Here is a 23,858-nt window from a genome sequence, read left to right on the forward strand (position 1 = left end):
TCCCTCGGTCGTGGCTTCGACACGTCCAAGGGGTTCACCCAGGGCGCCACGCGGGACATCGGGCCCAAGCTGATCGAGCATCAGGAGATGCTCGATACCACGAAGGCCGTAGCGGACAGGTCCAACGCCGACCCGCTCTACCAACAGGCACGCACCGAGTGCGGCGGGTACGACACCTGCGTCACCGAACGCACCCACAAGCTGCGCAAGCAGAACGCGAAGGCGATCACGGAGTCGACGAAGAAGGCGAAGAAGTCCAACGCGGACCCGCTCTACCAGCAGGCACGCACCGAGTGCGCCGGGTACGACACCTGAAGTTCCCCCTTGATCTTGGACAGCGGTTGTTTACGCTGCGGGGGTGAATTCGTGCTGCAGCCTGGCTCGGGTTTCGAGTAAACGGCCTATCAGTCTCCCAGGCATCCCAGGCGTTCCGGGGCATTTCTGGCCCCTGTCCCCCAGATGCCTCCCAGGTCTCCCCCCGGGATCTGGGAGGTCTGGGAGGTTGCGCAGGGTGAGGTTAGCTCGCGTCGGAACGGGTCGCGCGAATGCTGTGCTACGAGCGGGCGCGGGCGAGGAACACGGCGAGGGCACCAGTGGCTTCGGGCTCGGTGGTGGCGAGCCGGGCGGCGAACGCCAACTGGTCGACGTCAGCATCGGGGACCAGGCGGGAAAGTTCGGTGAGCAGCGCGGCGTGGGTGAGCAGTGGTGGCGGCAGGAGGCCGGCGGCAGTCTCGCGGGCGGCCGGGTCGCGGTAGTGCCCGAGGTGCGCGGCCAGGGCGTGCGCAAGCCAGGCGTCGACGTCGGCCTGGACGTACCCGCCGGCGCGGTGGGTGAGTTCGTCGCGTACGGTTTCGTCGCCGTCGCGGGGCTCGGTCTGCTCCAGCGTGCCCAGCTCGCGCAGCGCCTGGAGCTCATCGGCGCGGGCCGCGATCCGGGCGGCTTCACGCAGCTCGGCTTCCCGGGCGGCGGCGGCCGCGGCTTCGGCGGCGAGCTCGGCCTGGACGACGACGTCGGTGTCCGGGTCGTAGACGGTGCCCGGCACCGCGACGGCGAGCAGCTGCTCGATGCGCTCCCACTCCCAGAGCCCCGCCCGGCCGCGGACGTCGTCGGCCAGGTCCTCGTGCCGGGAGTCCTGCCGAACGTCGAACCGGGCTTCCTCGGTTGTCACCGGGACGGCACGCCGTCTGTCACCAGCAGAGCGCAAGCACAGACGCCCAACAGCCCCGAAGGATGGAAGCTGCGTCAGAACCTGTGTGACGAGCCGTGGCGGGCGTCGCTTCAACCGGTCACAGACCGGCGACGTCCCGGGCCCTTTTCAGCACGGAGCCGAGCGCGTCCACTGCGGCGCCGTGCCGCCTCGCGCGCGCCGCCCGGTCCGCCGGTACCAGCCGCGCGGCAGCCTGCACGGCATAGGCGTCCGGGTCACCGAAAGCAGTCCGCGGGTGCTCTCCCGTATCCGCGCAGTGTGTCGTGACTTCCTTGACCGCCTGGAGCACCACTGCCCGGTCCGCTCCCGGCTGCATGGCCAGCCGTACCTGGAAACGAGCCATCCACTTTTCGCGGTCCTTCTCCCTCGCCGCGTCCGTTGTCCGGTCCTTCTTCGCCACGTGCCCTCCCGGGTAATCGGCAGCCGTCCGTCAAGGGGTCGGACGCCTGGGTATCGAAATGGGTTGCACAAGCAAGAAGCTGATGAGTCCCAGGTGACTACGTGAGCCACACTGGCCCTACCGGCCCGGTCCACTGTCACGGAACGTCACGGGTCACGGGTTCTGGCACAGCTCCCAGCCCCGCCCTGCCCGGAAGTCCTGGTGACAGACCTCCTGCCTCAGTGACAACTATCGTGCTTCGGCTCAAATATGGTTTATAGCAGGCTCGGAATTCAGCCGTGTCAGAACTCGAAATCTATCGACTGAACGTGCGTGAAATGCGCTACCAGCCCATCACATATGGTGCCCCAATCCGTGAAATACGACTCGGTGATGGCCTCTGCGACGACCGGATGTAGCTCCTCCTCCGTCGCACCGTCCTCCTGGAGCTGGAGTATCTGAGCGGCGTAGGTGGGTGAGATCGGGGTGGTGATGTGCCGTATGCGGCCGTCGTCGGAGGACCCGGAGGCGGTGAACCCGAAGTAGGCAACCACGGTCACCATCATCCCGCCGGAGGTCGCCGCCTGCTCCCTTGCCTGTGCCCTGACCTGCGGTTGCCACTCGGATTCGGTCGCCTCCGCTAGGGCGGCCTGGAGCTTCTTCTGCGGGGCGCTGAGCTGTCCGGCGCGGTGGCCGCTCCACAGTCCGGCGTGAGACACCCAGGCGCTCCGCCAGGGCCTTGGTGGACCCCCTCGCCCGCGTGAGAAGGAATTTCACCTGAGCCTTTGCGGATTTCGGCGCGGGCCGGGTGAAGACCTTCCGCTCCGCCCGCGCGAGGGCTTCCAGGACCTTGCCGCGGTGCGGGGCCGGCTGCTGCTGCTCGTGATCGTTCATCCCTCCAGAGACCACGGATCACCTGCGGATAGATTCCGCAGTCCACGCAGGTGACTGCGGGGGCTGTCGGCGTCCGTCCGTACGGTGGGAGACATGACGAAGTCCTCCGCCCCCGAGCCGGTGCCAATGCCCATCCGGGTACTGCTGCCCGGGGACCAGGAGGTCGTTGCGCACCTGTGGTCTCGGCGCCAGCTGCGCGACGGCTGGCTGTACGAGGTGGGCCTCCCGTCGTACCGAAACGGGCCTGGGGACTCCGTGGAGCCTGCCGAGTACCGGGTCTGGGTGCGCGCGCCGCAGCACGTACGGCCCGTGGACGGTGTCGCTTACGACGACGTGCCCACCGAGTACCTGAAGCCGCCCACGGTCGTGGAACAGACACTGGGGCCGCTCCGCCCGTCCGGCTGGGTGCTGGCGAAGGCTGGCGGCCGCGGGCCCGGCCGGGGCGTCGTGCACGCCGTCGACTGTGAGGAAGCGCCGGCCGGGGTGCCGGTCCTCACCCTGGAGCGGGCACTGGACGCGGCACAGCACCCCGGCACCCGGCTATGCGCCCTGTGCGGCGCGGCAGCCGAACTAGACCCCGTCCTCAAGGGCTTCGACGAGGGCTTCGGCGGCAAGGATTAGCGCTCGGACGGTCCCTCGGGGCCGGGATCGCGGGCCGGGATCTCGCTCCGGCAGTCCTTGCAGTAGACGGTCTGCGGCAGCGTCGTGAACCGGATCCCGGAGATGCCGTAGGAGCCGTCGACGCGGTAGCTCCCGCAGACCGGACAGGGCGTGGCTTGGAAGTCCTTCTCGCAGCGCAGGCATCGGCCGTGCTTCACGCCGTCGTCGCTCGGCTTGACCACGGTGTCGGCGCTCCCGCACCGCGGGCAGTGCACCTCGTTCTCGTCCACGTTCCTCCTTAACTTCTGGTGGGCAGAGGGACATGGAACCAGGTACCGGGCGAATCCGCTTGCACAGTCCCTCTCAGGGACGGGCCGTACGCGCTGGGGCTGGTATGGCCTGCTCGGACGTAGGATCCGCAGACCGCGAACGAGGGGGTGCTGGGATGCACCGAGTGGAGCTCTCCGACAAGCTGCCGCAGTGCTCACGCTGCCGTGGTGATCTGATCACCAGCATCGTGATGCCGCAGGACGACGCCGAGGGACGGCCTATCCACCTTGAGCTGTGCGCGGCTTGCGACGTGGACAAGCCCGCCGCCGGCGCACTGCTGCAGTGGTTCGCCGAAGGCGGCGGGCGGGACGTCGCACGTGCCAAGGAAGGCGCACGGTTGCTGCTGGAGTGGACGAACGAAGGCATGGCTGAATACGGCTGGTTCTTCCAGGAGCCACCCGCCGAAGGCCGGCAGACGGGGCCCACTGGAGCCGGACAGGCCGCCGTGGCCATTCCATTGCTGCTTCAAGCAGGGTTGCGTGACGCGATCAGTCGGTTGGTCAGTTCGATGGTCGCGAGGTACCACAGAAAAGACCGGCACGCGGCGGCTTCGTTGAGTACGGCATCGCGTGCATGCGCATCCGACCCCCTGCAGATACGCGAGCGCGCCCCGGACCACGTCGGTCCGGGTGTGACTGAGCGCTTCACCTGGCGGATTGAGCACACGGGTTGGCGGACCTTGACCTGTGAGTGTCGGCGTACGGGCTTCCCAGCCCTACCTTCGAAAACGCTCAGCAGGCACGCGCGAACGTGCCCACCGTGAGCGGTTGTAGCCGGGACTCGGTCTCGTGTTTCGACCGCAGTGGGTTGCTCGCCTACACAGCCGGGCCGCGCTGCCGGGACGCCGCGGCTACGATTCGGCGAGCCTTGAGGCCGGTGCGCCGCACCGGTGGGGCTGTTCGCGCGGCGTGGTCCGTCCGGCAACGGAACAGGGCGGGCGGCATCGGTGCCGACAGTGTGGCAGTCGTGTTCGGGGGAGTGATGGTGTTACGTGTTCTGGCCGGGCGGTACGAGGTGGTGCGGTTCGTCGGCCGCGGCGGCATGGGCGAGGTGTGGGAGGGCCGGGACCGGGTGATCGGGCGGCGGGTGGCGATCAAGCTGCTTCCGCACGACCGGAGAGATGTCGCCGGGGCCGAGTTGTTCCAGCGAGAGGCCCGCACCGCGGGGGCACTGAACCATCCCGGAGTGGTTACCGTGCACGACTTCGGTCAGGACGAGGGCGACGGATCTCTGTTCCTGGTCATGGAATTCCTCCAGGGGCGGGACCTGGACACGGCGCTGAAGGAGGACGGGGGGCCGCCCCCGGTGGCGGTCGCGGTCGAGTGGGTGGCTCAGGCGGCGGCCGCGCTGGCCCGGGCGCACGAGTTGGACGTGGTCCACCGGGATCTGAAGCCGGCGAACCTGATGCTTACCCCGGACGACCGGGTCAAGATCCTCGACTTCGGCATCGCCCGATTCATGGAGTCGCTGCCGTCGAGCAGGGTAATCGGAACCTTCCCGTACATGCCGCCCGAGCGGTTCGACGGGCATCCCGGCGACGCCCGTTCCGATCTGTACTCCCTCGGCTGCGTCCTCCACGAACTCCTCACCGGGCAGCTCCCGTTCCAGGCCACCAGCCCGGTGTCGATGATGCGCGCACACCTGACCAAAACCCCCGTGCCTCCGGGCCGGGTCAGGGCCGGGGTGCCAGCCGCTCTGGACGACCTGGTCATGCAGTTGCTCGCCAAGGCCCCCGAGGACCGGCCGACCTCCGCGGCCGAGGTCCGCGACCGCCTCCTCCACCTCCCCTCCGCGGCGGTCCTCGGCACGGGCGCAGCAGACACGGCCGTCCGCATCGCCGACGCGCGTACGCGCACCGCCGAGTCGGCCGCCCGCGTCGACTCCGGGGACTTCGGAACCCCGCCACGCACCGGGTTCGTCACCCGGCGCAGGGCCCTGTGGCTGGGCATCGCCGCCACCGCCGGCGCGGGCATCGCCACCGGCTTCGCCCTTCTCGACAACGGCGACCGCGAAACCGGTTCCGGGGCGAAGCCCCCGACGGGTGAACGTCCGTGGTTCACCGCCGACCGCTCCACGCTCTCGCTCCTGGTGGCGAACGGCGGGGTCGTCTACGTCAACGGCCAGGACACCCGGGACGGCACGGTGTACGCGCTGGACGCGGCCAGCGGGGCAACGAAGTGGTCCCACCGCGTCAACGGCGGGGGGCACACCGAAGCCGGTGCCAGTCCCAGTCCCGTCGCCAGCGCCAACATCCGAGTCCCGTCCCCGACGGTGGCCGACGGCGCGGTGTACGCCGACGGCTTGGACGGGAACCTGTACGTGCTGGACGCGGCCACCGGCGCGAGGAATTGGGCGTACACCGTCGGCGGAGTCCGGCTGCTGACAGTGGCCGGCGGCGTGGTGTATGTGTACGTCCACCACGAGAACGCCGTCCACGCCCTCGACGCGGCCACCGGGGCCGAGAAGTGGATCGCCCGCGAGATCGGCGGCATCAGCTCCTGGGAAACGGTCGACAAGGTCGCGCACGCCTACATCGACGACCAGCACAACGTGCAGGCGCTCGACGCGGCCACCGGCATGAAGAAGTGGGACTTCACCGGCCGCAGCTGCAACGGGCTGTGGACGTCGGGCGGGCTGGTGTATACCAGCGGCAACAACGACCCTGAGGGCATATACGCGCTGAACGCGACCACAGGCACGCAGAACTGGCAGTTCCCCACCCCCTACAGCCCCTATCCGCCCACGACGATGGCCGACGGGGTGACGTACTTCGTCGGGCAGACCAAGCAGGCTTCGCGCACAGCAGTTCATGCGGTGGATGCCGCCACCGGGACGCTCCAGTGGTCCGCAACCCCTGAGGACAACAACCTCGGCGGCAGCAGCCTGAAGGCGGCCGACGGGGCGCTGTACGTAAACGGATCCAAGGAGACGCATGCCCTGAACGCGTCCACGGGGAGAACGAAGTGGTCGATCGACACCACCGACAACGACAGGCTGGAGCTGGAGGTGGCCGACGGCGTCGTGTACGTCAACGAGACGGCCGGCGACCCCCACGTGCAGGCGCTGGACGCAGCCACCGGCACGAAGCGGTGGACCTCCGCCATCAGAGGCAGTTCCCTGCTGATCGCCCCCGCGGTGCTGTACGTCACCAGCAAGGACAAGGATGCGGTGTACGCCCTCGACACTGCCACGGGAGCAAACCGCACACGATAAAGCTGACCATATTCAACCGTCTCCCGGCAGCGGGACTGCCAATGACGGCGACCACCACACTCACGCGACCCCATCTGAGACGCAAAAACAGGGCCCGCCAACTCGGATGCTCAGGCCCGCCAACCGAAGCGCTCATCCGCCAGGTCACGCGCTCAGTCACACCGGGGCTCGCGGGCTGTTCGGGGCGCGGCCTCTACAGGTCGAACTCGATGTGTTCCACGTCGGTGAGCCGGACCTCCTCCAGGCCCCCGGCCCGGTGGCCGTTGTCCTGGAAGTACACCTCCTTGAGCGCTTCGGCAGCGATCTCCTGCAGCTCCCGGTCGCTGGCGCCCTGCTCCTGGGCCTCGAAAAGCTTGGCGGCGTGATGCGGCGGCAGAGCCACGGTGAGGTGGCGCAGCCGGTCCTGGTCGGTGGAGCCGATCGGTGCGGTGTAGCCGAGTCGGGCGCGGGTGTCGATGACGATGCCGCCGGTGGTGGCCGCCGTCTTCTTGGCCTTGTCCCTGATCTGCGGCTGCCAGCGGGCCCTCACCTCGCGCTCTATGCGGGCGGCGAGGTCCGGTCGGGGCTTCTTGATCTGGTCCTTCACGTACCGCTCGACGGTGCGCTGGGAGACCCGCAGCATCTGGGCGACCGCCCTGGTGCCCTTGAGCTGCTTGACCAGGTACCGCATCTGGGCGCCGGCCGACTTCGGGATCGGGCGGGTGAACGTCTTCTGCACCGCCTTGTCCAGGCTGTCCCCGAACATGCTCACCTGTTACTCCCCGCTGTCCTTGTTGGTGACCTGACCGTCCTTGATGTACCGGGCGAGGTTGAGCTCCGGGGCCTTGAACTGCTCGCGGACGCCCTCGCCCCACAGCGTGGTCTGCGTGCCCTCCCACTTGACCAGGCCGGGGTTGACCCCGAGCTTGAAGCCGCCGGGCAGCGGCTTGCCCTCCCGGTAGGGCAGGAAGTCCAGCGGGCTCTCGCCGTCGGCCGCGTAGACGGCGCAGTCGGAGAGGATGGCGACCGGGTACTGCCCGGTGAACGCGGCGTGTTTGACGATCTTGCGGTGCATGTTGATCCGGGTGCGGGAGATGATCGCGGCGCGGATGTCCGGCCGCCACGTCGGGCGGGACAGCGCCCGCCACGGTTCGCCGGGCTTCCAGCCCTCGCCCCGGGGCCGCTCGCGCAGCTTCCCCAGGCCGCCCTTCACCGTCGCCTTGATCGCGGACACCACGATCGCCAGCTCCGGGTCACGCTGCCGGTAGCCGTCCAATGCCGCCAGGAAGTCGGCCGGTGACAGGTCCGCGTTGACGCCGAGGTCGGCCATCGTGGCGAGGTAGGCGTCGCGCAGCCGGTTGTACCAGCCGTCCAGGTAGCGGCCGTTGTCGTACCGGACGTACGCCTCGACCGGCGCGACGTCGTAGCCGAGCTCCGTCGCGTAGGCGACGGTGGGCGTCGCGTACCAGGCCGGCCCCTCCGGGCGCTCGCCCTTCGGCGTGAACGGGCTCGGCAGCAGGCTGGCGTCCAGCTCCGCCCACTTGTCCTTGCCGACCTTCACCCGGGACAGGTCGACGTGCGACAGGTCCACAAGCCAGCTTCCCGGGAGCTTCGGGTCAAACACCGGCTGCTTGACATGCGTCGGCGCGCCAAGGCCGACGATCAGCCCGTTCGCTCCGGCGGCGAAGGCCATGTTCACGTCGATGCCGACCAGGTTGCGGCGCAGGCATTCGTCGTCGGTGAGGGGCCGCGCCCAGTCGTACGCCTCCTCGAACAGCTTCTCCCCGGGGCCGCGGACGTGGAAGCGTGGCAGGTCCTTGAGGAGCGGGTGCCCGTCCGGGGCCTCGCAGGGCGCGCAGTCGACCGGGTCCTTCCCCAGCGAGCCGGGGTTGTGTTCGGAGTGCCGCTTGCCGTCGGCGTCCGGCTCGGAGGCTCGGGTCGCCGGGTGCAGCGCGGTCATCAGCTCCAGGCCGGTTACGGCGGTGGAGCCGCGAGGCGTCATCACCCGGGACGCGTACACGCCCAGGACCCGGGCGAGTTCCGGCGGCGGAAGGTGCCCGGCCTCGCCCCAGTGCCGGGTGTCCAGCGCCTGCCAGGACGGGATGCACAGCTGCACGCAGGCCCGCTCCGAGCCGGTGGCGGGGCGGTAGATCCGCGCCCACGGCCCGAACCCGCGCTTCGTCAGCTTCCACTCCGCGCGGGCCAGTTGCTTGATGACCTTGTGGCCCTCCGGGAGCCGCCCGGCGAGCCGCTCCTCCTCCGTGAGAGCGACCGGGAGGTCGTAGCGCTCCAGCGCGGCCTCAGTGAGCACGAGCAGCGGGTCAGCCGACTTGCCCGGACCGGACAGCTTCGGCGCCCCGAGCTTCGCCTCCTTGAGGGTCCAGTCCACCAGGGTCGGCAGGCTCTTGGCGGGCACGTCCAGGACCAGGCCGCCGGTGCAGTACGCCAGCACCTTCCCGTCCTCGACATCGACGACCGCGAGCGGGCCGTTCTCGAACCGCGGGTCGGTGTCCGCCGGGGTGGCGGCCGGGGCCGCCTTCTTCGCGCCCGGCCGCCGGGATGTCGACGACGGTTTGGTGGTGCGCGCCGGACGCGGCGCGGCCGCCGGAGCAGCGGCGACGGGAGCAGGGGCAGGGGTCTGGGTTTTCTCGGTTGCAGTCATGGCCGCAGCGTCGGGCGCCGGGTCTGTGGACAGAGTCCGCGCTTCCGGAGCCGGGGCGGGAGCGGCGGTGAACGTGGCCGGCACCGCATCGTTCTGGACGGGCGCAGCCACGTCGGTCGGGGCGGGGTAGAGCTCCGCGAGCTTGTCCAGCAGCCGGGCGTACGCGTCCCGCTCCGGCGGGCGGGGCTCAGTCTTGCCGGACTCCCAGCCGGACACCGTGGCCCGGCGCACCTTCAGCGCGCCTGCCACCTCGTCGATCGTCAGGCCGTGCGCGGCACGCAGCCGCTTGCGCTCCGCCGGTGGCGGCAGCGTGGCGCGGGACGCGAGCAGCGCGTCGACCGCGTCGAACAACTCGGACATGGAACACCTCCTGACCAACACCCTACCCCATGAAACGCACGAAGTGCGTACGTTCACCGTACGAAGTGCGTACAACGCGCGTTCCGAGGGGTGGAAACGACGCGCGGCGCCCCTGCTAATACTCCAGTTGTAGATCCCGATCTTGCGCTGTTGGCCGCTCCTTTGCGCCGGTGCGGGTCGTGGGGCTGCGGCAGACTGGTGCACCCATATGGAGAGGTGCGCAGGTGTCAACGGATCGACAACCGATGGATCTTGAGGTGTACGTGGAGCGGACCCGGAACGGCCCGTGCTTCGTCTGCGCGTTCCTGGCGGGGAACCCGGACTACCCGCATGCGACGGTTTTCGAGGATGCCGATCACGTGGCGTTCCTGGACAGGTGGCCCACGGTGCCCGGCAAGGTCTTGGTCGCGCCGAAGGCGCACGTCGAGCACGTCGTGCGCGACCTGAACGAGGCGGCTTACGGTCGGCTCATGCTGTTCGTCCGGGAGATCGCCCTCGCCGTCGAGGCGGTCTGCGGTCCGGAGCGCACGTACTTGTACTCGCTCGGCAGCCAGCAGGGCAATGCGCATCTGCATTGGCACATCGCCGCCCTGCCGCCCGGCGTTCCCTACCCTGAGCAGCAGTTCCACGCTCTGATGACGGAGAACGGTGTCCTGGCACTTTCGCCGGAGCAGGCGGCCTCGATGGCCGCGCGTCTGCGTGAGGCGGTCATCGCCCGGGGTGTGCTCAAAGCGGGATGACTGGCAGCGTCCGGCTGTTTCCTCTCGGCCGTACACCTGAAGGTCTTGCTGGTCGGGACCGGTCGGCACGTGGATGCGGCCACCGTTGATCATCGGTGTGTGAAGACAAACGATCATGCGGTGGCCGCAGGTCACAGCGTAGACCCTGCCCGCTGGCAGGAGACGTTCGAGGGCCTGATGTGCCGCATCGCGGGCCGGTTCGCCCGCATCGAGCCCCGACGCCGCGTCCGGAGCCTGGTCCTGGGGCTACTGTCGGACCTGCCGCGCAAAAACTGCTGGACCATCGCCGAATGGGCCGACGAGAAGACGCCGGTTGGCATGCAGCACCTGCTGGGGCGGGCGAAGTGGGATGCGGACCAGGTTCGCGACGACGTGCGTGAGTACGTCGTGGAGCACCTGCACGACGACCAGGCAGTCTTGGTGGTCGATGAGACCGGCGACGTGAAGAAGGGCACCGCCACGGTCGGCGTCCAGCGCCAATACACCGGAACCGCGGGCAGAATCGAAAACGCCCAGGTCGCCGTCTACCTGGTCTACGCGGGACGGCGCGGGCACGCTGCGGTGGACCGGGAACTGTACGTGCCGCGTTCCTGGACCACCGACCCCGACCGCTGCCGTGCCGCTGGACTCGGTGAGGAGCCTGCCTTCGCCACCAAGCCGGAGTTGGCTGCCCGCATGGTCGCCCGGTTCCTGGACGCTGGCCACCGAGCCGCCTGGGTGGCCGGCGACGAGGTCTACGGCGGCAACCCGAAACTGCGGACCATCCTGGAGGAACGCGGACCACCAGCGTCCACCGGACGTGCCCAACAGGGCGCCCGCCACCGGCCACCGGGCGCATAGATTGGGATTCAGACGATCACCTGTGGGGGGACCATGGCCGACCTGCGTGCGCTGTTCAGCTCCAACAACCCGGCGTTCGACGCCGCGGAGGCATTCACCGACCGGCAGCACCAGTGGGCCCTGGTCGCCGCCGCACTGGAGGAGCACCTGCGCCGCACCAGCGCCCCGGCCTTCGACGTGGAAGACCTCGAAGCGCCTCGCACCAATGTGATCGTCTTTCACGGCGTGGGCGGCGTCGGCAAGTCCACCCTGCTCCGCAAGATCGAAGCCGCGCTGACCGCTGCCGAACACCGCCCCGACCAGTGGGGCGCACCCACCTGGACGCAGCAGCTCCTGCCCATCCGCGTCGATCTGGCCCGCTCCGCGTCGACCGGCTCGGACTTCGAGCGGGTCATCCTGACGATCCGCCTCGCGCTCGCCGGGGCGCTCGGCCGCACCCTGCCCTCCTTCGACGTGGCGCTGCGCCACTACTGGGAGCACGTCCACCCCGGGGAGCCGCTGGACGAGTACGTGCGCCGGGCCGGGCTGACGGGCCGCTTCGCCGAGATGCTGCCGCAGCAGCTGCAGGCCGGGGTGGGCGAGGTCGCCGCCGCCCTGCAACTGCCCGGCCTGGTCGGCTCTGCGGCCGGGCAGCTCACCTCCGCGCTGGTGTCGGCCCTGCGGGAACGCCAAGCACGCGCCCAGGCCCTGGCCGGGGCCACGCGGACCGCAGCCCTGCTGGAAGCCACGCCCGATCTGGAGGCGCTGTCCTACTACCCGCACCTGCTGGCCTGGGACCTGAACCAACTGCCCGCGAAGAAGCGGCTCACCCCGGTGGTGCTGCTGGACACCTTCGAGGACACCGGTGACCGGCACCGCGACTTCGAGCGGCTGCTGCAGCGCCTGGTCTGGCTCATGCCGAACGCCTTCTTCGTCATCGGCGGCCGCAGCCGGCTGCCGTGGGCCGATCCCGCGCTGCACGGCCAGCTCGACTGGACCGGCCCCGCGGCCTGGCCCGGCCTGGCCACCTCCGCCGCCGCAGTGCCGCAGCCAAGGGCGGCCGCACCGGCCGGTCGCCAGCACCTGATAGGCGACCTGTCCCCCGAGGACTGCGACGTCCACCTCGCCCGCCGCCTCACCCTCGACGGCCAGCCCCTCATCGACGCCGACATCCGCGCCGCGATCACCGCCCGCTCCCACGGCCTGCCCCTCCACCTCGACCTCGCCGTCAGCCGTTTCCTGGAAATCCGCCGCACCGGCCACATCCCCACCCCCGCCGACTTCGACTGCACCTTCCCCGCCCTCCTCGCCCGCACCCTCTCCGACCTCACCCCCGACGAACGCCACCTGCTGCGCAGCGTTGCCCTGCTGGACGCCTTCGACCTCGACCTGGCCACTCAAACCGCCGGCCTCACCCACCAGGCCCCCGCCCGACGCCTGACGGAGCGGCCGCTGGTCACCGAGAACCCCTACGCCCTGTGGCCCTACCACCTGCACCGCGCGATCCGCAGCGCCGTACGCGACGACGACCACAGCGACGACCACTGGACAAACGCCGACTGGCACCGGGCCGCCACCCGCGCCCTGGCCGCCCTCGGCGACCAATGGACGAACGCCGCAGCCCTCGCCCCCAGCCGCATGCTCCTCGTGGCCTGCCTGCGCCAGGGCCTGTGCCTGGCCCGCGACCACCGCCTGACCGGCCTGGGCTGGCTCATCGAAGCCGCCTTCGTCTACACCGACGACTCCGTCTGGGAACCCCTCGCCCTGCCCACCCCCACGGACCCGGTACCGGACACTCCCGCCGATGCCGTGGCCGAGCTGCTGACCGCGATCGCCCGTCGCCAGCGCGAGCACCGCCAGCGCACCACCGACCGTCTCACCGCCGTCCTGGACACCGGCCTGCTGCCCGCCGAGCTGACCGAGATGGGCCTGTACTACCGGGCCAAGGCCCACAAGGACCTGAGCCAGAACGACGCCGCCCGCGCCGGCATGCAGCAGGTCGCCGAGACCGGCGGCCGCCTCGCTCCCAAGGCCCGCCGGGGACTGGCCAACCTGGCCCGCCTCGCCGGCGACTTCCCCACCGCCCTGGCCGCCGTCCCCGCCCTGGGCTGGAAAGGCCGCCACCACCGCGTCCTCGGCGACATCCACTGGTCCCACGCCGACACTGCCCAGGCCATCAACGCCTTCGAAGCCGGCCGTGCCGAAGCCGAGCAGCGCGGTGCCGCGGGCGAGCGCGTCATGATGCAGGTCCGCCTCGCCCTCGCCCTCTCCTTCGCCGACCCCGCCCGGGCCGACGACGAGCTCGCTCTCGCCCTCCAGCTCCTTGAGGGCCTCGACCAGCGCTCCAACACCCTCCTCGCCCAGGTCGTCGCCCTGATCAAGGACGCCGGAACCGACGGGGTCCTTGACCGTGCCCGGAGCCTGCACGCCGACATCGAGGCCGCCGGGCTCCCCTTCCTCCACCGCTTCGTGGAACTCGCCCTCGCCTTCCACCACGCCGTCCGCGGCGAGGACCAGGACCTGGCCGCCACCATCAGCCGCCTGCGCGAACTCACCGCCACCGGCGACTTCGCCTACTTCACCGACATCGCCCACTTCATGGCCGCCCTGCCCCTGCCGGAGCCCTCGACCACCCGCTGGGCCAAGAGCGAAGACGACGTCCGCTCCGCCTGGCGCGGCATGGTCCAGGCCCGGCAGGAACACCTGCTCGCCGGAAACTGACCCGGGCATGCACAACGGCCCCGACCAGACAATGTCTGGTCGGGGCCGTTGTGCATGTACAGGCGGGGACCGGGCACCGGGGAGCCGGGGAAGTCAGCCGGCGTCGGTACGCTGACCCACCAGCTGGGTGAGCAGCTCGATGATCTGGGCCTGGTTCCGGTCGATCTTCTTGTCGAGGGCTTCGACCTTCTGGTCCAGGTTGCCGATCTGGAGGCGCACTGCGGTCAGGTCGGACTTGACGATCCCGAACTCGCGGTCGTGCTTCTCCGCGACCTCTTCGAAACGCCGGGTCAGGGCAGCGAGCTCACCGTGGGCTATGGGGTCCTCAGGCACGCTGGTACTCCTGCCAGATCACAAAACCGCAGATAGGAAGACTCCACAATATCGCGCCCGCACCCCCCGTACGGCCCCCATTCCGTGAGCTGCGGCCCGTCGACGGCGAAACCCGTTCGGCCACCGTGGACCTTCTCAAGCGGCCTCGCCGAGCGCAGCCTGTGTGACCATTTCCTCACCCGATGGAGTCACGACCGACTGTGGCTCCTTGCTCCGCCGCCTCGCCGCGGGCTTGGATGTGCCTGGGCTCGTGAACGCCCGGCCGCGTGAAGCAGAGGCCCCCGCAACTCTTCACCGAGGACCGGCCAGAAGCATCACCACCCGCAGATACTGCCAGCACAACCTGATCAAAGCGCCTCACCGCCGGGGGCCGGTCCGGCGCGGAACAGCGACCACGATGCCTCAGGCCGCCTTGGCCCTCACCGAAGACCGTCGCCGCAGCACTGGCGAGCCTCACCAAGCGCTCCACGCACTCCTCACGGATGCCGACCAGCCGCTCACCATCCCCGCGGCCCGCCACCCGGAACAGGCACAGCTGGAGGCCGCGCTCTTCCTCGCCTGCTGCCGGCTCGGCGGACTCTCACAGCACCCGCTGGGCATCGTCCACGTGCGTCCCGAGGAAGACCAGCTCACCCTCCGGCTCCTCGCCGAGCCGTACGTCATCCACCACTGGGCCGACTTCCTCCTTCCCCGCCTCAACACCAACGGCCCCGGCGATCCCCGCGACCGTGTCACCGGCGTACCCGGGCTTCGCTACCGGCGCGAAGGCAGCAACATCTGCCTGCACCGCCCCGGCATGTCGGCCCGCATCGTCCTGACCGGCTTCAACCCCCACTGGTGGGAACGCATCGCCGACCGGTTCACCACCGACTACTACGACCTGCTCCAAGACGAGCCGGACTGGACACCGGCAGAACGAGCCGCCTACACCGCAGCCGTGACATCGCCCTTCGAACCGGCCTCACTGTTCTCTCCCCTGCTGCGCCGCATCCGTGCAATGGCCGGCCCCGGCCCGATCAACGGCACCGACGCGTGGAGCTCCATCGGCGGCTTCCGGCTGGAGACAACCGACGGCCCGCCGTGCCCCGACCTCATCCGGCTTCTCGGCGACGGCCCCACCGGACTGGGCTGGGAAGTCGATCACAAGAGGTGCACCTGCCTGTGCGACCACACCCACGCCGACGTGGGGTGCAACATCGACTTCCGGAAGCCCAGAACAGGAGAGCTCGTGTACTACTCCAACACAAAGTGGGGCCGCACCCTCGACGACCGCCGCCGGGAAACCATCGCCGAGATGAACCGAGCAGCCTTCGCCTGAACGCCTACTTCCGTCCAGGAACGAAACTTGCCCCAGCCCGGCCGGGCCCGGCGGGCGAATACCCGAACCGGTGAACCGCCCACCCGGCCCGGTTCTCCACGTCGAGCCCGGTGATCAGGTGGAAGCGACCTCCGTTGGGCTGGCGGGACGCCGATGCACGACGCGCCTCGAGTCCGGTGCCAGGAAACTATTCCGGTACGGGCGCCTCGCCGGATACCTCAATGCCTGCCCGGCGGAAGTCGTTCACGGCGGCAGCTGTTGTGTGCGGGGCGACCCCGACCGAGTAGTCGAGACGTACCCGTGCACGGAACCCCGCCGCGACAGCATCCAGCGCGGTCGCCCGCACACAGTGATCCGTCGCGATGCCCACCACATCAACGTCCTCGACCCCACGGGCGCGCAGCCAGTCCGCCAGGGAGGTTCCCTGCGCGTCCGCGCCTTCGAAGCCGCTCTTGGATGCACTGTGGGCGCCCTTGAAGAAAACGGCGTGCACCTTGCCGTCCGTGACGACAGGGGCGAAGTGGGGATGGAATTCGCTGCCTTCGTTCCCTGCCACGCAGTGGACGGGGAAGCTGTCCTGGAAGTCCGGGTTCTCGGAGAAATGGCTGCCCGGATCGATGTGATGATCCCGGGTGGCCACAACGTACTGGTAGCCATGCCCCACGCTCTGCTCGACCAGATCCGCGATCGCCGAGGCGATCCGCGCGCCTCCCTCGACGGGAACGCTGCCCCCTTCGCAGAAGTCGTTCTGTACATCCACGACGATCAAGCCTCGGCTCATCACGAACACCTTTCAGAACTGTGGAACACGGGAAAGAACTGCTTCGGAAACCTGGTCCGGCCCGAGGTGCGGGCACCCGGTGGCGCCGGGCACCTTGGGACGGGGCCTGCGCTACGCGGCCGGGGTGTACGCCACGACGGTGTCCGTGCACGGTCCGTCGGCAAAGACGCTCAGCGCCCGGAGCTCCGCCTCGTCGGCGGCCAGCCGCCAGCGCAGCTTCGTCGCCACCCACTCCCCCACGTACCGGCACAGTGCGTCCGGGGCCGGTGGCAGCCACTCCGCCGGATCCTGATCCGCCTTCTGACGGTTCGTACGCGCGGTCACCGCGACCAAAGACGTCGCCGCCCCCTGGTCGTTCGCGTACGCCTCCCGCCGCGCGGCCGTCCATCCAGAGGCACCGGAATCCCATGCCTCGGCGAGCGGCACCATGTGGTCGATGTCGAGGCCGCTCGCGCCGGCGACCTCCTGGCCGTCGTAATAGGAGAACCAGGTGCCGCCGGTCAGCTTGCACCCGGCACCGACGGCCGGCGCGACGACGGCCTCGGCAATCAAAACCTCAGCCCGGGTGTTGCAGCCATCGGCCGGATCGTCGCCGGACGTCCAGTGCTTGAACGACGAGCGGCTGTAACCGTCCCGGCTCTCGACCGCGACCGGCAACAACCCGACCGCGTCGGCGAACGTCGTCACGTCTGCTGCCTGAACGGCCTGGGCGGGCGCCGGGCCGGCGAACGGGACCAGGGCCAGAGAAAGCACACCGAAGCCGCGCACCACTTTCTTGATCATTCCCCGGGTCTACCGGCCGCCGCCTGCCCGTTGGGCGGAACGCGGCCTGTGGTCACCCAGCCGGACGAACAGGTTCACCGCAGGAACGATTCGCGACGCCGTCGATGTCCGGGCAGAAACTCCAGCCGTCCGCACGGTCCCCCCGCGCGATCGCGCTCAACCCTGCCGACGAGCGGCCCGAGGAGACCTTCTGGACAACATCGCAGTCTGGCGATAGCGCTTCCAACCTCCCTGATCCCTGGCAGCACAACAGGCGGCCAGCGGGGAGGAGGTGAACCTCGACATGGGCGCCCGTCTGAACCTGGCTGCGGCCACGCCGGACCTCCGAACACCAGCGGACACCGACGACCAGCAGCCAGCCGGGCGCCCATGAACTCACATACACGGCCGAGTTGGCGGTCAAGCCTGGAGCGGGTTCTACGATGAGCCGGTGACCGAAACACTGCCTCCCATGGGCATTGACCTCTTCGACGTCGAACGGCTCCTGTTGACCGAAGCTGCGGAACCGCCGCTGCCGCCCCATGACGCTGAGGCCCGAGACCGGGCGTGGGACATGGCAGTCCGGGCCAATCCCACCCTCTTCGACGGGCCTGTGGTGGCGTGTGGGGGACTGGAGCGAACCGGCCCGCGCATCCTGCGCCTCTCCTGGGTGCGTGTGACCTACCGGCACTACGCCTTGCGTCGCGTTCCCGACGCCACCGCACTGCCCTCGTTGTTCGTGAACGTAATCCAGCCGACTGACGACAGCCGTGTGCTGGCAGCGAGGATGTCGCCCTCTACGGCCGCCCCGGGCCGCTGGCAGCTGCCCGGTGGGTCTGTGGAGCCTCCCCAGGACGGAGCGGTGCTGGACGAGTCGGCACTGGCCGGCCAGGCCGCGCGAGAGCTCGCCGAGGAGTTGGGAATCAGCGCAGCCGCCGAGGATCTGAAGCTGTGGGTCGTCACCCGCGGCGAGAACGGCAGTGTCGGCCTGACCTACCTCGCCCCGGCCCTTCCCGAGGCAACACTGCGCGCAGGCTTCACCGTTGCTGCGGCAGCCGAGCGCGCCCAGGGCCGTGAACCTGAACTCGACGGCATCGCCCTGGTGCGCTCACCGGACGAACTGGCCGGTCTGGCCGGTCCGCACGCGGACTACCTGAAGCCGATCGTCCGCCGCTTCTCCGGGTGCCGCTGAGATCAGGCGCCGGCGAGGAAGGCGCGTCCCCGTTCGTCGAGCTCGGCCACGCACCGCAGGCCACGGGCCCGGAAGCGTGCGAGGTCGCTGCGCATACGGGAGACCGCCTTTCGGGTGCGGACGGAGCGGACACCGCCCATGTGGTCGATGGCCCGGTGCCAGGTGGCGCACGCCTGCTCAATGCTGCCGCGTTTGAGGTGCATTTCCGCGCCCGCGACCAGGTCCAGGGCGACGATCCGCGCGTAGGTGTCTGCCGGGCGGGCCGTGGCGGCCAGCGCGTACTGCTGGGCGGCGGCCCGGTGGTCTCCTACGGTCTCGTGGACCTTGGCGGTGCGGGAGTACACCGACGCGGCCGGTGGGCCCCAGGCCAGCGCCCAGAACGGCACCTCGTCGCCGGGGGCACCGGTCAGCAGGGTGCGGGCATATTCAGCCTCGGCGAGGGCCGCGCGGTGCTTGCCGCTCTTGGCCAGGGTGTGGGCGTGAACGACGCGGAAAAGGGCTTCGGTCTGGGCATCCACTCGTCCCTTGGCCCGGTTCAGTCCGGTCTCGGCCAAGGCCAGGCAGTGCTCGGGGCGATGGAGCCTCAAGCCCTGCATAGCCATCGTGCGCATCACGAATCCGTCGTGCCCGCGCAGGCCGGATTCGGCGGCCAGAGCGTAGGACTGGAGGTAGTAGCGCTGGGCGAGTCCCTGCTGACCTGCGTCGTAGCTCTTCCAGCCCAGCAGGTGGACGCCTCGGCCGGCGGCGGACAGCATCTGCTGGCGGACTTCGTCGGTACGGAACCGGGCCCGGCACAGCGGGGCGACGTCGTCGCGGAGGTAGGTGACCAGGGCGCTGCGGCCGTGTTGTCCGCCGTGGCGTTCGTCCATCTCGGAGAACGCGTGGATCATGTCGCGGACGGCGGCGACTTCGGCCATTCCGACGGTGTAGCCGGTGCGGGCGGCCTCGGTGCGGGAGGCGATGTCCTGGACGTGGCTGAGAGGTAAGGCCGCTGCTACCACGGAGTAGGCGGAGGCCGTCAGGAAGCGGCGGCGGTCCAACTCGTACCTCCACATCGGCAGCAGGGCGTCCAGCGGGTCGCTCCCGAGGGACAGTCCGATGGTGTCATTCTCGACCTCTACTGGGGAGGGCAGGCCGAGGTCGGCGGTGGTCAGGAGGCGGCCCAGGCGCCGCGAGAGCGCGACCGCGAGGTAGCGGGGTGTGTCGCCGCGGGGCACGGATCCGCTGAGCCAGTGCTCGACGTTGGACTTGTTCGTGCGTAAGCGTGCGCCGCATTCGGCGGCGACCGCGCAGACCGCCCTGGCCAGCACCTCGTAGGTGAGGCCGGATTCGGCGACAAGGGCGCTGAGCTGGACGTTCGGCGTGCGCGTGGTCATGAGCACCTGCCCCGTATATACGAGATATACCGCTTGGCCTGCCCATCACCGTACCGCTGCGATGAGCCCACCGGTTGACTGCTCATCAGGTCCCAGCCCGGCAGCCGACACCAGCGCCGCGCCGGATCTGCTCCCGTGCCCACGTCTGCGAACCGCATGTGATGCCCCATGCCCTGAGGAGGGATCGTCATGGACGAGCAGGATGACCGCTGGATCGCCGCTACGGCGTCGGCTCTGCTGGCGGCGGAGTATGAGCGAGTGCCGATCGGCGCGCTGACCGTCCGGAGGCCGGAGCTGTCTTTGGAGACCGCCTACCGGGTGCAGGGGGCGGCGGTGGCCCGGCGGATCTCGGGCGGCGCCCGCGTCGTCGGCCACAAGGCCGGGGTGACCTCTCGGGCCATGCAGGAACAGATGGGCGTCGACGAGTCGGACTCGGGTGTCCTTCTGGACGACATGGTGCTGCCTACCGGCAGCGCCATGGCCCGGTCCGTGCTGATGCAGCCGCGGGTGGAGGCGGAGATCGCTTTCCGGCTCGGCTGCGACCTGGCGGGCGAGAGCGTGAGCGTGGACGAGGCACGGGCGGCGGTGGAGAAGGTGTTCCTCGCCCTGGAGGTGATCGACACCCGGTTCACCAGCTGGCGCATCACGGTCGCGGACAGCATCGCCGACAACGCGTCCTGTGCCCGGGTGGTCACCGGGCCCATGGTGTCGCTCAGCGCGGACATGGACCTGGCCGCCGAGCTGCTGGTCGTCAGCGTCGACGGCACCGCGGTGGCCACCGGAGAGGGCCGCGCCGTCCTCGGCGACCCGCTCCGTGCCCTGACCTGGCTCGCCGGACGGCTGCACCGCGCCGGCGACGAACTGCGCGCCGGGCAGCTGGTCCTGGCCGGGGCCGTGCACGCCAGCCTCCCGCTGGAGGCCCGGAGCACGGTGCGCGCCCGCTCGCCGCATCTTCCGCCGGTCGAGCTGCGCGTGCGCTGATCCGCAGCACCCTGCTGACCCCGCACCTCTCACTCATGCACCACCCTCTCCCCTCGAATGAAGGAGCGGCCAATGGCTGCTGATGAACAGCGTCTGCGTATCGCGGTACTCGGCGCGGGCCTGATCGGGATCGACCTCGCCGACAAGATCCACCAGTCGCAGAAGCTGGAACTGGCCCTGGTGGCAGGGCGCGACCGGGACAGCCTGGGGCTGGTCCGGGCGGCCGAGATGGGCCACCCGACCACGGCCGGCGGGATCCGCGCCGTGGTGGATGCCGGGCCCTTCGATGTGGTCTTCGACGCCACCAACGCCGACAGCCACGCCGAGCACTGGGCGGCGCTGCGCCCGACCGGCACCACCCTGATCGACCTGACCCCCACGGGGCTTGGCACGGTCATCGTCCCGGGGGTCAACAGCCACCGGTCGGCGGCCTACCGGCACGTGAACCTCGTCAGCTGTGGCGGGCAGGCGGCCATTCCGGTCCTGTACGCAATCTCCAAGCATTGCACCCCCATCTACATCGAGGTGGTCTCCACCGGGGCGAGCGCGAGCGCCGGCCGGGCCACCCGCCTGAACCTCGACCAGTACATCGCCACCACCTCCGCCGCGATCCGGACCTTCACCGGCACCCGGGACGTGAAGGTGATGGTCAACCTCAGCCCCGCCCGGCCCGCCCCGCCGTTCCGGGTGGCCATGACCGTCCTCGCGGACGGCATCCGCCCCGCACCGGTCCGCACGAGCATCGCGGCCGCCGCCCAGGCCGTGCGCGCCTACACGCCCGGGTTCAAGGTGACCTCACTCGCCGTGGACCCGGGCCGGATCTCGGTCGCGGTAGAGGTGACCGCCTCCGGCGGCCGCCTGCCCCGCCACGCCGGAAGCGTCGACATCATCAACGCCGCCGCCGTCCTGCTCGCCGAGCAGTCGGCCGCCGCCTCCCGATGAAGGGAACCCCACCCGTGAACACACACCCGCACGATCGGCCCCGGATCCTCCTGCACGACCCGACCCTGCGCGACGGCCACCACGCTGTCGGCCACCAGCTCGACGCCGACCAGCTCCGCGCCTACGCCACCGCCGCGAACGCCGCCGGAGTGCCAGTCGTGGAGGTCGGTCACGGCAACGGCCTGGGCGCCTCAAGCCTCCAGATCGGCCGCTCCAAGCTCGACGACGCCACAATGCTCACCACCGTCCGCGAAGCCCTCACCTCGTCGCGGATGGGCGTCTTCATGGCCCCCGGCTGGGGTACCTCCGACGACCTGGAGGCCGCCGTCCACCACGGCGCCGACGTCGTACGGATCGCCGCGCACTGCACCGAGGCCGACGTCACCGAACGCCACCTCGGCGTCGTCCGCGACCTCGGCGCCGAAGCCCAGGGCGTTCTGCTCATGAGTCACATGACCGGCCCCGGCGAACTCGCCGAACAGTGCGCCCTGATGGTGAAGTTCGGCGCCCAGGCCGTCGGCATCATGGACTCCGCCGGGCACTACCTCCCTTCCGACGTCACCGAGCGCGTGCACGCCATCGCCCACGCCGTCGACGTGCCGGTCATCTTCCACGGCCACAACAACCTGGGCCTGGCCGTGGCGAACAGCCTTGCCGCCGTGGACGCCGGGGCGTCCGTCATCGACGCGACCGCCCGCGGGTTCGGCGCCGGGGCCGGCAACACCCAGCTCGAAGTCCTCGTGGCCGTCCTGGAGCGCCGCGGCGCCGAGACCGGGATCGGCCTGCGCGAGGTCCTGGCTGCCGCCGACGTCGCCGCCGACCGCCTGATGAAGGCCCCGCCGTCCATCGACTCGATCGCCGTGGCCAGCGGAATCGCCGGGGTGTTCTCCGGCTTCAAGCGGCCCGTCCTGGAGACCGCACGCGCCGAAGGCGTCGACCCCATCGACCTGTTCCTCGCCCTCGGCGAGCGGCAGGTCGTCGCCGGTCAGGAAGACCTGATCGGCGACGTCGCCCGGCAGCTCAAGGCGGCAACCCGATGACCGCCGCATCCGTGGCTGCCGGGAGGGCGGCCGTGGTCTGCGGAGTCGGCGCGGCGCTGCCCCCGCGCATCGTCTCCAACGCCGACCTGACCGCACGTCTGGAAACCACGGACGAGTGGATCCGCTCGCGGACCGGCATCACCCAACGGCACGTCGCCGGAGCGGACCTGTCCACGACCGACCTCGCCGTACGGGCCGCCGCCCAGGCCCTCGCCGACGGCGAACCGGTCACGGCGGAGGCCCTGGTGGTTGCCACGACTACCCCCGACCGCTGCTGTCCGGCCACCGCCCCCGCCGTTGCCACCCGGCTCGGCCTGATCGGCATACCCGCCTACGACCTCGCGGCCGGCTGCACCGGCTTCCTCTACGCCCTCGCCACCGCAGCCGGGCTCATCGCCGCCGGCACCGCGCGGACCGTCCTGGTCATCGGCGCCGACCGCCTCGCCGCCCTTCCCGAACCCGAGGACCGCACGACCGTCCCGCTGTTCGGTGACGGCGCCGGAGCCGTGGTGCTGCGCCGTGGCAGCGCGGACGAGGCCGGGGCGCTCGGGCCAGTGGTGCTAGGCAGCGACGGCACCGGCGCCGACCTGATCCGGGCCTCCCGCCCCGGCGCCCTGCACATGGACGGAGGCGACGTCTTCCGGCATGCGGTCGACCGCATGCTCACCGCCTCCCGCCAGGCCGCCACCGCCGCCGGGTGGGAACTTGGCGACGTCGACCGTCTGGTCCCGCACCAGGCCAACAGCCGCATCACTGCCTTTGTCGCCCGCCAGCTCGGCGTCCCCGACGACCGTCAGCTCAGCAATATCGCCGAGACCGGCAACACCGGCGCCGCATCCATCCCCCTGCTCCTGGCCCGCTCTGCCGCCAACGGCCGCCTCAAGCCCGGCCACCGCACCCTGCTCACCGCGTTCGGCGCCGGACTGACCTGGGGTGCCACCACCCTCACCTGGCCCGGCCTCCGCCGCAACCACTCGCCGAAAGGAGCCGGACATGACCGGTGACCTCACCCGAATCCTGACCGACGACCTCAAGCTGCCCGCCGACCGGCTCACCGACGACGCCAGCCTCGACCACGCCGGATTCGACTCCCTCGCCGTCGTCGAACTGTCCGTCCTCCTTACCGACCGCTACGGCATCGACGTCAGCGACAGCGACATCAAGAACGCCGACACCCTCGGCCGGCTCGACCTCCTCATCACCACCAAGCGCAGCGGAAGGTGACCCTC

Annotated in this window: 23 protein-coding genes and 1 pseudogene; 14 read left to right on the forward strand and 10 right to left on the reverse strand. The window is 70.2% G+C overall.

Translation table 11 applies throughout. The features are described 5' to 3' along the window. Positions 1-315 (forward strand): hypothetical protein (locus ACGFU7_RS42110; RefSeq protein WP_393703485.1); only part of this gene is annotated, 315 nt, incomplete at its 5' end. 238 nt (positions 316-553) lie between these two features. Here the strand turns inward: ACGFU7_RS42110 and ACGFU7_RS42115 are convergent. The 3 genes from ACGFU7_RS42115 to tpg (ACGFU7_RS42125) form a co-directional block, all read right to left on the reverse strand. After that, a complete protein-coding gene (locus ACGFU7_RS42115) occupies positions 554-1,168 on the reverse strand; it encodes a hypothetical protein (RefSeq protein WP_393703486.1) in 615 nt (204 codons plus the stop codon). Positions 1,169-1,286: 118 nt separating this feature from the next. Then, entirely contained in the window at positions 1,287-1,607 is a 321-nt protein-coding gene (locus tag ACGFU7_RS42120; protein WP_376270237.1) for a hypothetical protein, read from the reverse strand. A gap of 281 nt (positions 1,608-1,888) precedes the next feature. After that, entirely contained in the window at positions 1,889-2,305 is a 417-nt protein-coding gene (gene tpg, locus ACGFU7_RS42125; protein WP_393703488.1) for a telomere-protecting terminal protein Tpg, read from the reverse strand. Positions 2,306-2,573: 268 nt separating this feature from the next. On the opposite strand from tpg (ACGFU7_RS42125), the gene ACGFU7_RS42130 reads away from it, so the two are divergent. Then, positions 2,574-3,101 carry a DUF6233 domain-containing protein gene (locus ACGFU7_RS42130; protein ID WP_393703490.1) on the forward strand — a complete coding sequence of 176 codons (528 nt, stop codon included), beginning with the start codon at positions 2,574-2,576 and terminating at the stop codon, positions 3,099-3,101. Here the strand turns inward: ACGFU7_RS42130 and ACGFU7_RS42135 are convergent. Beyond that, positions 3,098-3,370 carry a hypothetical protein gene (locus ACGFU7_RS42135; RefSeq protein ID WP_393703492.1) on the reverse strand — a complete coding sequence of 91 codons (273 nt, stop codon included), beginning with the start codon at positions 3,368-3,370 and terminating at the stop codon, positions 3,098-3,100. The two genes, ACGFU7_RS42130 and ACGFU7_RS42135, sit on opposite strands and share 4 nt — an antisense overlap. 164 nt (positions 3,371-3,534) lie before the next feature. Between ACGFU7_RS42135 and ACGFU7_RS42140 the strand changes: the two genes are divergently transcribed. Beyond that, positions 3,535-4,173 carry a DUF6300 family protein gene (locus ACGFU7_RS42140; protein ID WP_393703494.1) on the forward strand — a complete coding sequence of 213 codons (639 nt, stop codon included), beginning with the start codon at positions 3,535-3,537 and terminating at the stop codon, positions 4,171-4,173. A 218-nt stretch (positions 4,174-4,391) separates the two neighbouring features. Then, a complete protein-coding gene (locus ACGFU7_RS42145) occupies positions 4,392-6,623 on the forward strand; it encodes a serine/threonine-protein kinase (protein ID WP_393703496.1) in 2,232 nt (743 codons plus the stop codon). Between the two features lie 193 nt (positions 6,624-6,816). Here the strand turns inward: ACGFU7_RS42145 and tpg (ACGFU7_RS42150) are convergent, their stop codons facing one another. Then, complete coding sequence (gene tpg / locus ACGFU7_RS42150; RefSeq protein ID WP_393703498.1) at positions 6,817-7,374, reverse strand: telomere-protecting terminal protein Tpg; 558 nt, start codon at positions 7,372-7,374, stop codon at positions 6,817-6,819. 3 nt (positions 7,375-7,377) lie between these two features. Beyond that, on the reverse strand, positions 7,378-9,624 hold the full coding sequence (gene tap / locus ACGFU7_RS42155) for a telomere-associated protein Tap (protein WP_393703499.1): 2,247 nt from the start codon (positions 9,622-9,624) through the stop codon (positions 7,378-7,380). A gap of 245 nt (positions 9,625-9,869) precedes the next feature. Here tap and ACGFU7_RS42160 point away from each other — a divergent pair, with 245 nt between their 5' ends. From ACGFU7_RS42160 to ACGFU7_RS42170, 3 genes and pseudogenes are all read left to right on the forward strand, one after another. Beyond that, positions 9,870-10,364: an HIT family protein gene (locus ACGFU7_RS42160; RefSeq protein WP_393703501.1), complete on the forward strand. Its 495-nt coding sequence runs from the start codon at positions 9,870-9,872 to the stop codon at positions 10,362-10,364. Between the two features lie 177 nt (positions 10,365-10,541). Beyond that, a pseudogene (locus tag ACGFU7_RS42165) lies at positions 10,542-11,144 on the forward strand (IS701 family transposase); the annotation flags it as partial. Between the two features lie 93 nt (positions 11,145-11,237). Further along, complete coding sequence (locus ACGFU7_RS42170; RefSeq protein WP_393703502.1) at positions 11,238-13,904, forward strand: ATP/GTP-binding protein; 2,667 nt, start codon at positions 11,238-11,240, stop codon at positions 13,902-13,904. A gap of 93 nt (positions 13,905-13,997) precedes the next feature. On the opposite strand, the gene ACGFU7_RS42175 is transcribed toward ACGFU7_RS42170, so the two are convergent. Continuing rightward, positions 13,998-14,237: a hypothetical protein gene (locus ACGFU7_RS42175; RefSeq protein WP_393703503.1), complete on the reverse strand. Its 240-nt coding sequence runs from the start codon at positions 14,235-14,237 to the stop codon at positions 13,998-14,000. 412 nt (positions 14,238-14,649) lie between these two features. Here ACGFU7_RS42175 and ACGFU7_RS42180 point away from each other — a divergent pair, with 412 nt between their 5' ends. After that, positions 14,650-15,555 (forward strand): hypothetical protein, encoded by a 906-nt coding sequence (locus ACGFU7_RS42180; protein ID WP_393703505.1) that lies wholly within the window; start codon positions 14,650-14,652, stop codon positions 15,553-15,555. Between the two features lie 187 nt (positions 15,556-15,742). On the opposite strand, the gene ACGFU7_RS42185 is transcribed toward ACGFU7_RS42180, so the two are convergent. Further along, positions 15,743-16,336 (reverse strand): isochorismatase family protein, encoded by a 594-nt coding sequence (locus tag ACGFU7_RS42185; protein ID WP_393703507.1) that lies wholly within the window; start codon positions 16,334-16,336, stop codon positions 15,743-15,745. 111 nt (positions 16,337-16,447) lie between these two features. After that, entirely contained in the window at positions 16,448-17,119 is a 672-nt protein-coding gene (locus ACGFU7_RS42190; RefSeq protein ID WP_393703509.1) for an HNH endonuclease family protein, read from the reverse strand. A 430-nt stretch (positions 17,120-17,549) separates the two neighbouring features. On the opposite strand from ACGFU7_RS42190, the gene ACGFU7_RS42195 reads away from it, so the two are divergent. Next, complete coding sequence (locus ACGFU7_RS42195; RefSeq protein ID WP_393703511.1) at positions 17,550-18,290, forward strand: NUDIX domain-containing protein; 741 nt, start codon at positions 17,550-17,552, stop codon at positions 18,288-18,290. 2 nt (positions 18,291-18,292) lie between these two features. Here ACGFU7_RS42195 and ACGFU7_RS42200 read toward each other — a convergent pair whose 3' ends face one another. After that, on the reverse strand, positions 18,293-19,666 hold the full coding sequence (locus tag ACGFU7_RS42200; RefSeq protein WP_393703513.1) for a hypothetical protein: 1,374 nt from the start codon (positions 19,664-19,666) through the stop codon (positions 18,293-18,295). 189 nt (positions 19,667-19,855) lie between these two features. On the opposite strand from ACGFU7_RS42200, the gene ACGFU7_RS42205 reads away from it, so the two are divergent. The 5 genes from ACGFU7_RS42205 to ACGFU7_RS42225 all read left to right on the forward strand — a co-directional run bounded on the left by ACGFU7_RS42205 (position 19,856) and on the right by ACGFU7_RS42225 (position 23,853). Further along, positions 19,856-20,647 (forward strand): 2-keto-4-pentenoate hydratase, encoded by a 792-nt coding sequence (locus ACGFU7_RS42205; protein ID WP_393703515.1) that lies wholly within the window; start codon positions 19,856-19,858, stop codon positions 20,645-20,647. Between the two features lie 72 nt (positions 20,648-20,719). Next, entirely contained in the window at positions 20,720-21,589 is an 870-nt protein-coding gene (locus tag ACGFU7_RS42210) for an acetaldehyde dehydrogenase (acetylating) (RefSeq protein ID WP_393703517.1), read from the forward strand. A gap of 14 nt (positions 21,590-21,603) precedes the next feature. Beyond that, entirely contained in the window at positions 21,604-22,629 is a 1,026-nt protein-coding gene (gene dmpG, locus ACGFU7_RS42215) for a 4-hydroxy-2-oxovalerate aldolase (protein WP_393703519.1), read from the forward strand. Beyond that, positions 22,626-23,633 carry a beta-ketoacyl-ACP synthase III gene (locus tag ACGFU7_RS42220; RefSeq protein ID WP_393703521.1) on the forward strand — a complete coding sequence of 336 codons (1,008 nt, stop codon included), beginning with the start codon at positions 22,626-22,628 and terminating at the stop codon, positions 23,631-23,633. The genes dmpG and ACGFU7_RS42220 overlap by 4 nt, the downstream gene beginning before the upstream one ends. Further along, positions 23,623-23,853, forward strand: coding sequence for an acyl carrier protein (locus tag ACGFU7_RS42225; protein WP_393703523.1), 231 nt, complete (start codon positions 23,623-23,625; stop codon positions 23,851-23,853). The genes ACGFU7_RS42220 and ACGFU7_RS42225 overlap by 11 nt, the downstream gene beginning before the upstream one ends. Positions 23,854-23,858: the final 5 nt, after the last annotated feature.

Origin of the sequence: Streptomyces sp. NPDC048473, assembly GCF_043200155.1 — a bacterium.
In the GTDB taxonomy this organism is placed as follows: domain Bacteria; phylum Actinomycetota; class Actinomycetes; order Streptomycetales; family Streptomycetaceae; genus Streptomyces.

Bases quoted from the DNA above. Each gene is read 5' to 3' on its own strand.
- ACGFU7_RS42185 (WP_393703507.1), bottom strand. From the start codon at position 16,336: ATGAGCCGAGGCTTGATCGTCGTGGATGTACAGAACGACTTCTGCGAA.
- ACGFU7_RS42205 (WP_393703515.1), top strand. From the start codon at position 19,856: ATGGACGAGCAGGATGACCGCTGGATCGCCGCTACGGCGTCGGCTCTG.
- ACGFU7_RS42200 (WP_393703513.1), bottom strand. From the start codon at position 19,666: ATGACCACGCGCACGCCGAACGTCCAGCTCAGCGCCCTTGTCGCCGAA.
- ACGFU7_RS42190 (WP_393703509.1), bottom strand. From the start codon at position 17,119: ATGATCAAGAAAGTGGTGCGCGGCTTCGGTGTGCTTTCTCTGGCCCTG.
- ACGFU7_RS42220 (WP_393703521.1), top strand. From the start codon at position 22,626: ATGACCGCCGCATCCGTGGCTGCCGGGAGGGCGGCCGTGGTCTGCGGA.
- ACGFU7_RS42210 (WP_393703517.1), top strand. From the start codon at position 20,720: ATGGCTGCTGATGAACAGCGTCTGCGTATCGCGGTACTCGGCGCGGGC.
- ACGFU7_RS42160 (WP_393703501.1), top strand. From the start codon at position 9,870: ATGGATCTTGAGGTGTACGTGGAGCGGACCCGGAACGGCCCGTGCTTC.
- ACGFU7_RS42130 (WP_393703490.1), top strand. From the start codon at position 2,574: ATGACGAAGTCCTCCGCCCCCGAGCCGGTGCCAATGCCCATCCGGGTA.
- ACGFU7_RS42170 (WP_393703502.1), top strand. From the start codon at position 11,238: ATGGCCGACCTGCGTGCGCTGTTCAGCTCCAACAACCCGGCGTTCGAC.
- ACGFU7_RS42145 (WP_393703496.1), top strand. From the start codon at position 4,392: ATGGTGTTACGTGTTCTGGCCGGGCGGTACGAGGTGGTGCGGTTCGTC.
- tap (WP_393703499.1), bottom strand. From the start codon at position 9,624: ATGTCCGAGTTGTTCGACGCGGTCGACGCGCTGCTCGCGTCCCGCGCC.
- ACGFU7_RS42225 (WP_393703523.1), top strand. From the start codon at position 23,623: ATGACCGGTGACCTCACCCGAATCCTGACCGACGACCTCAAGCTGCCC.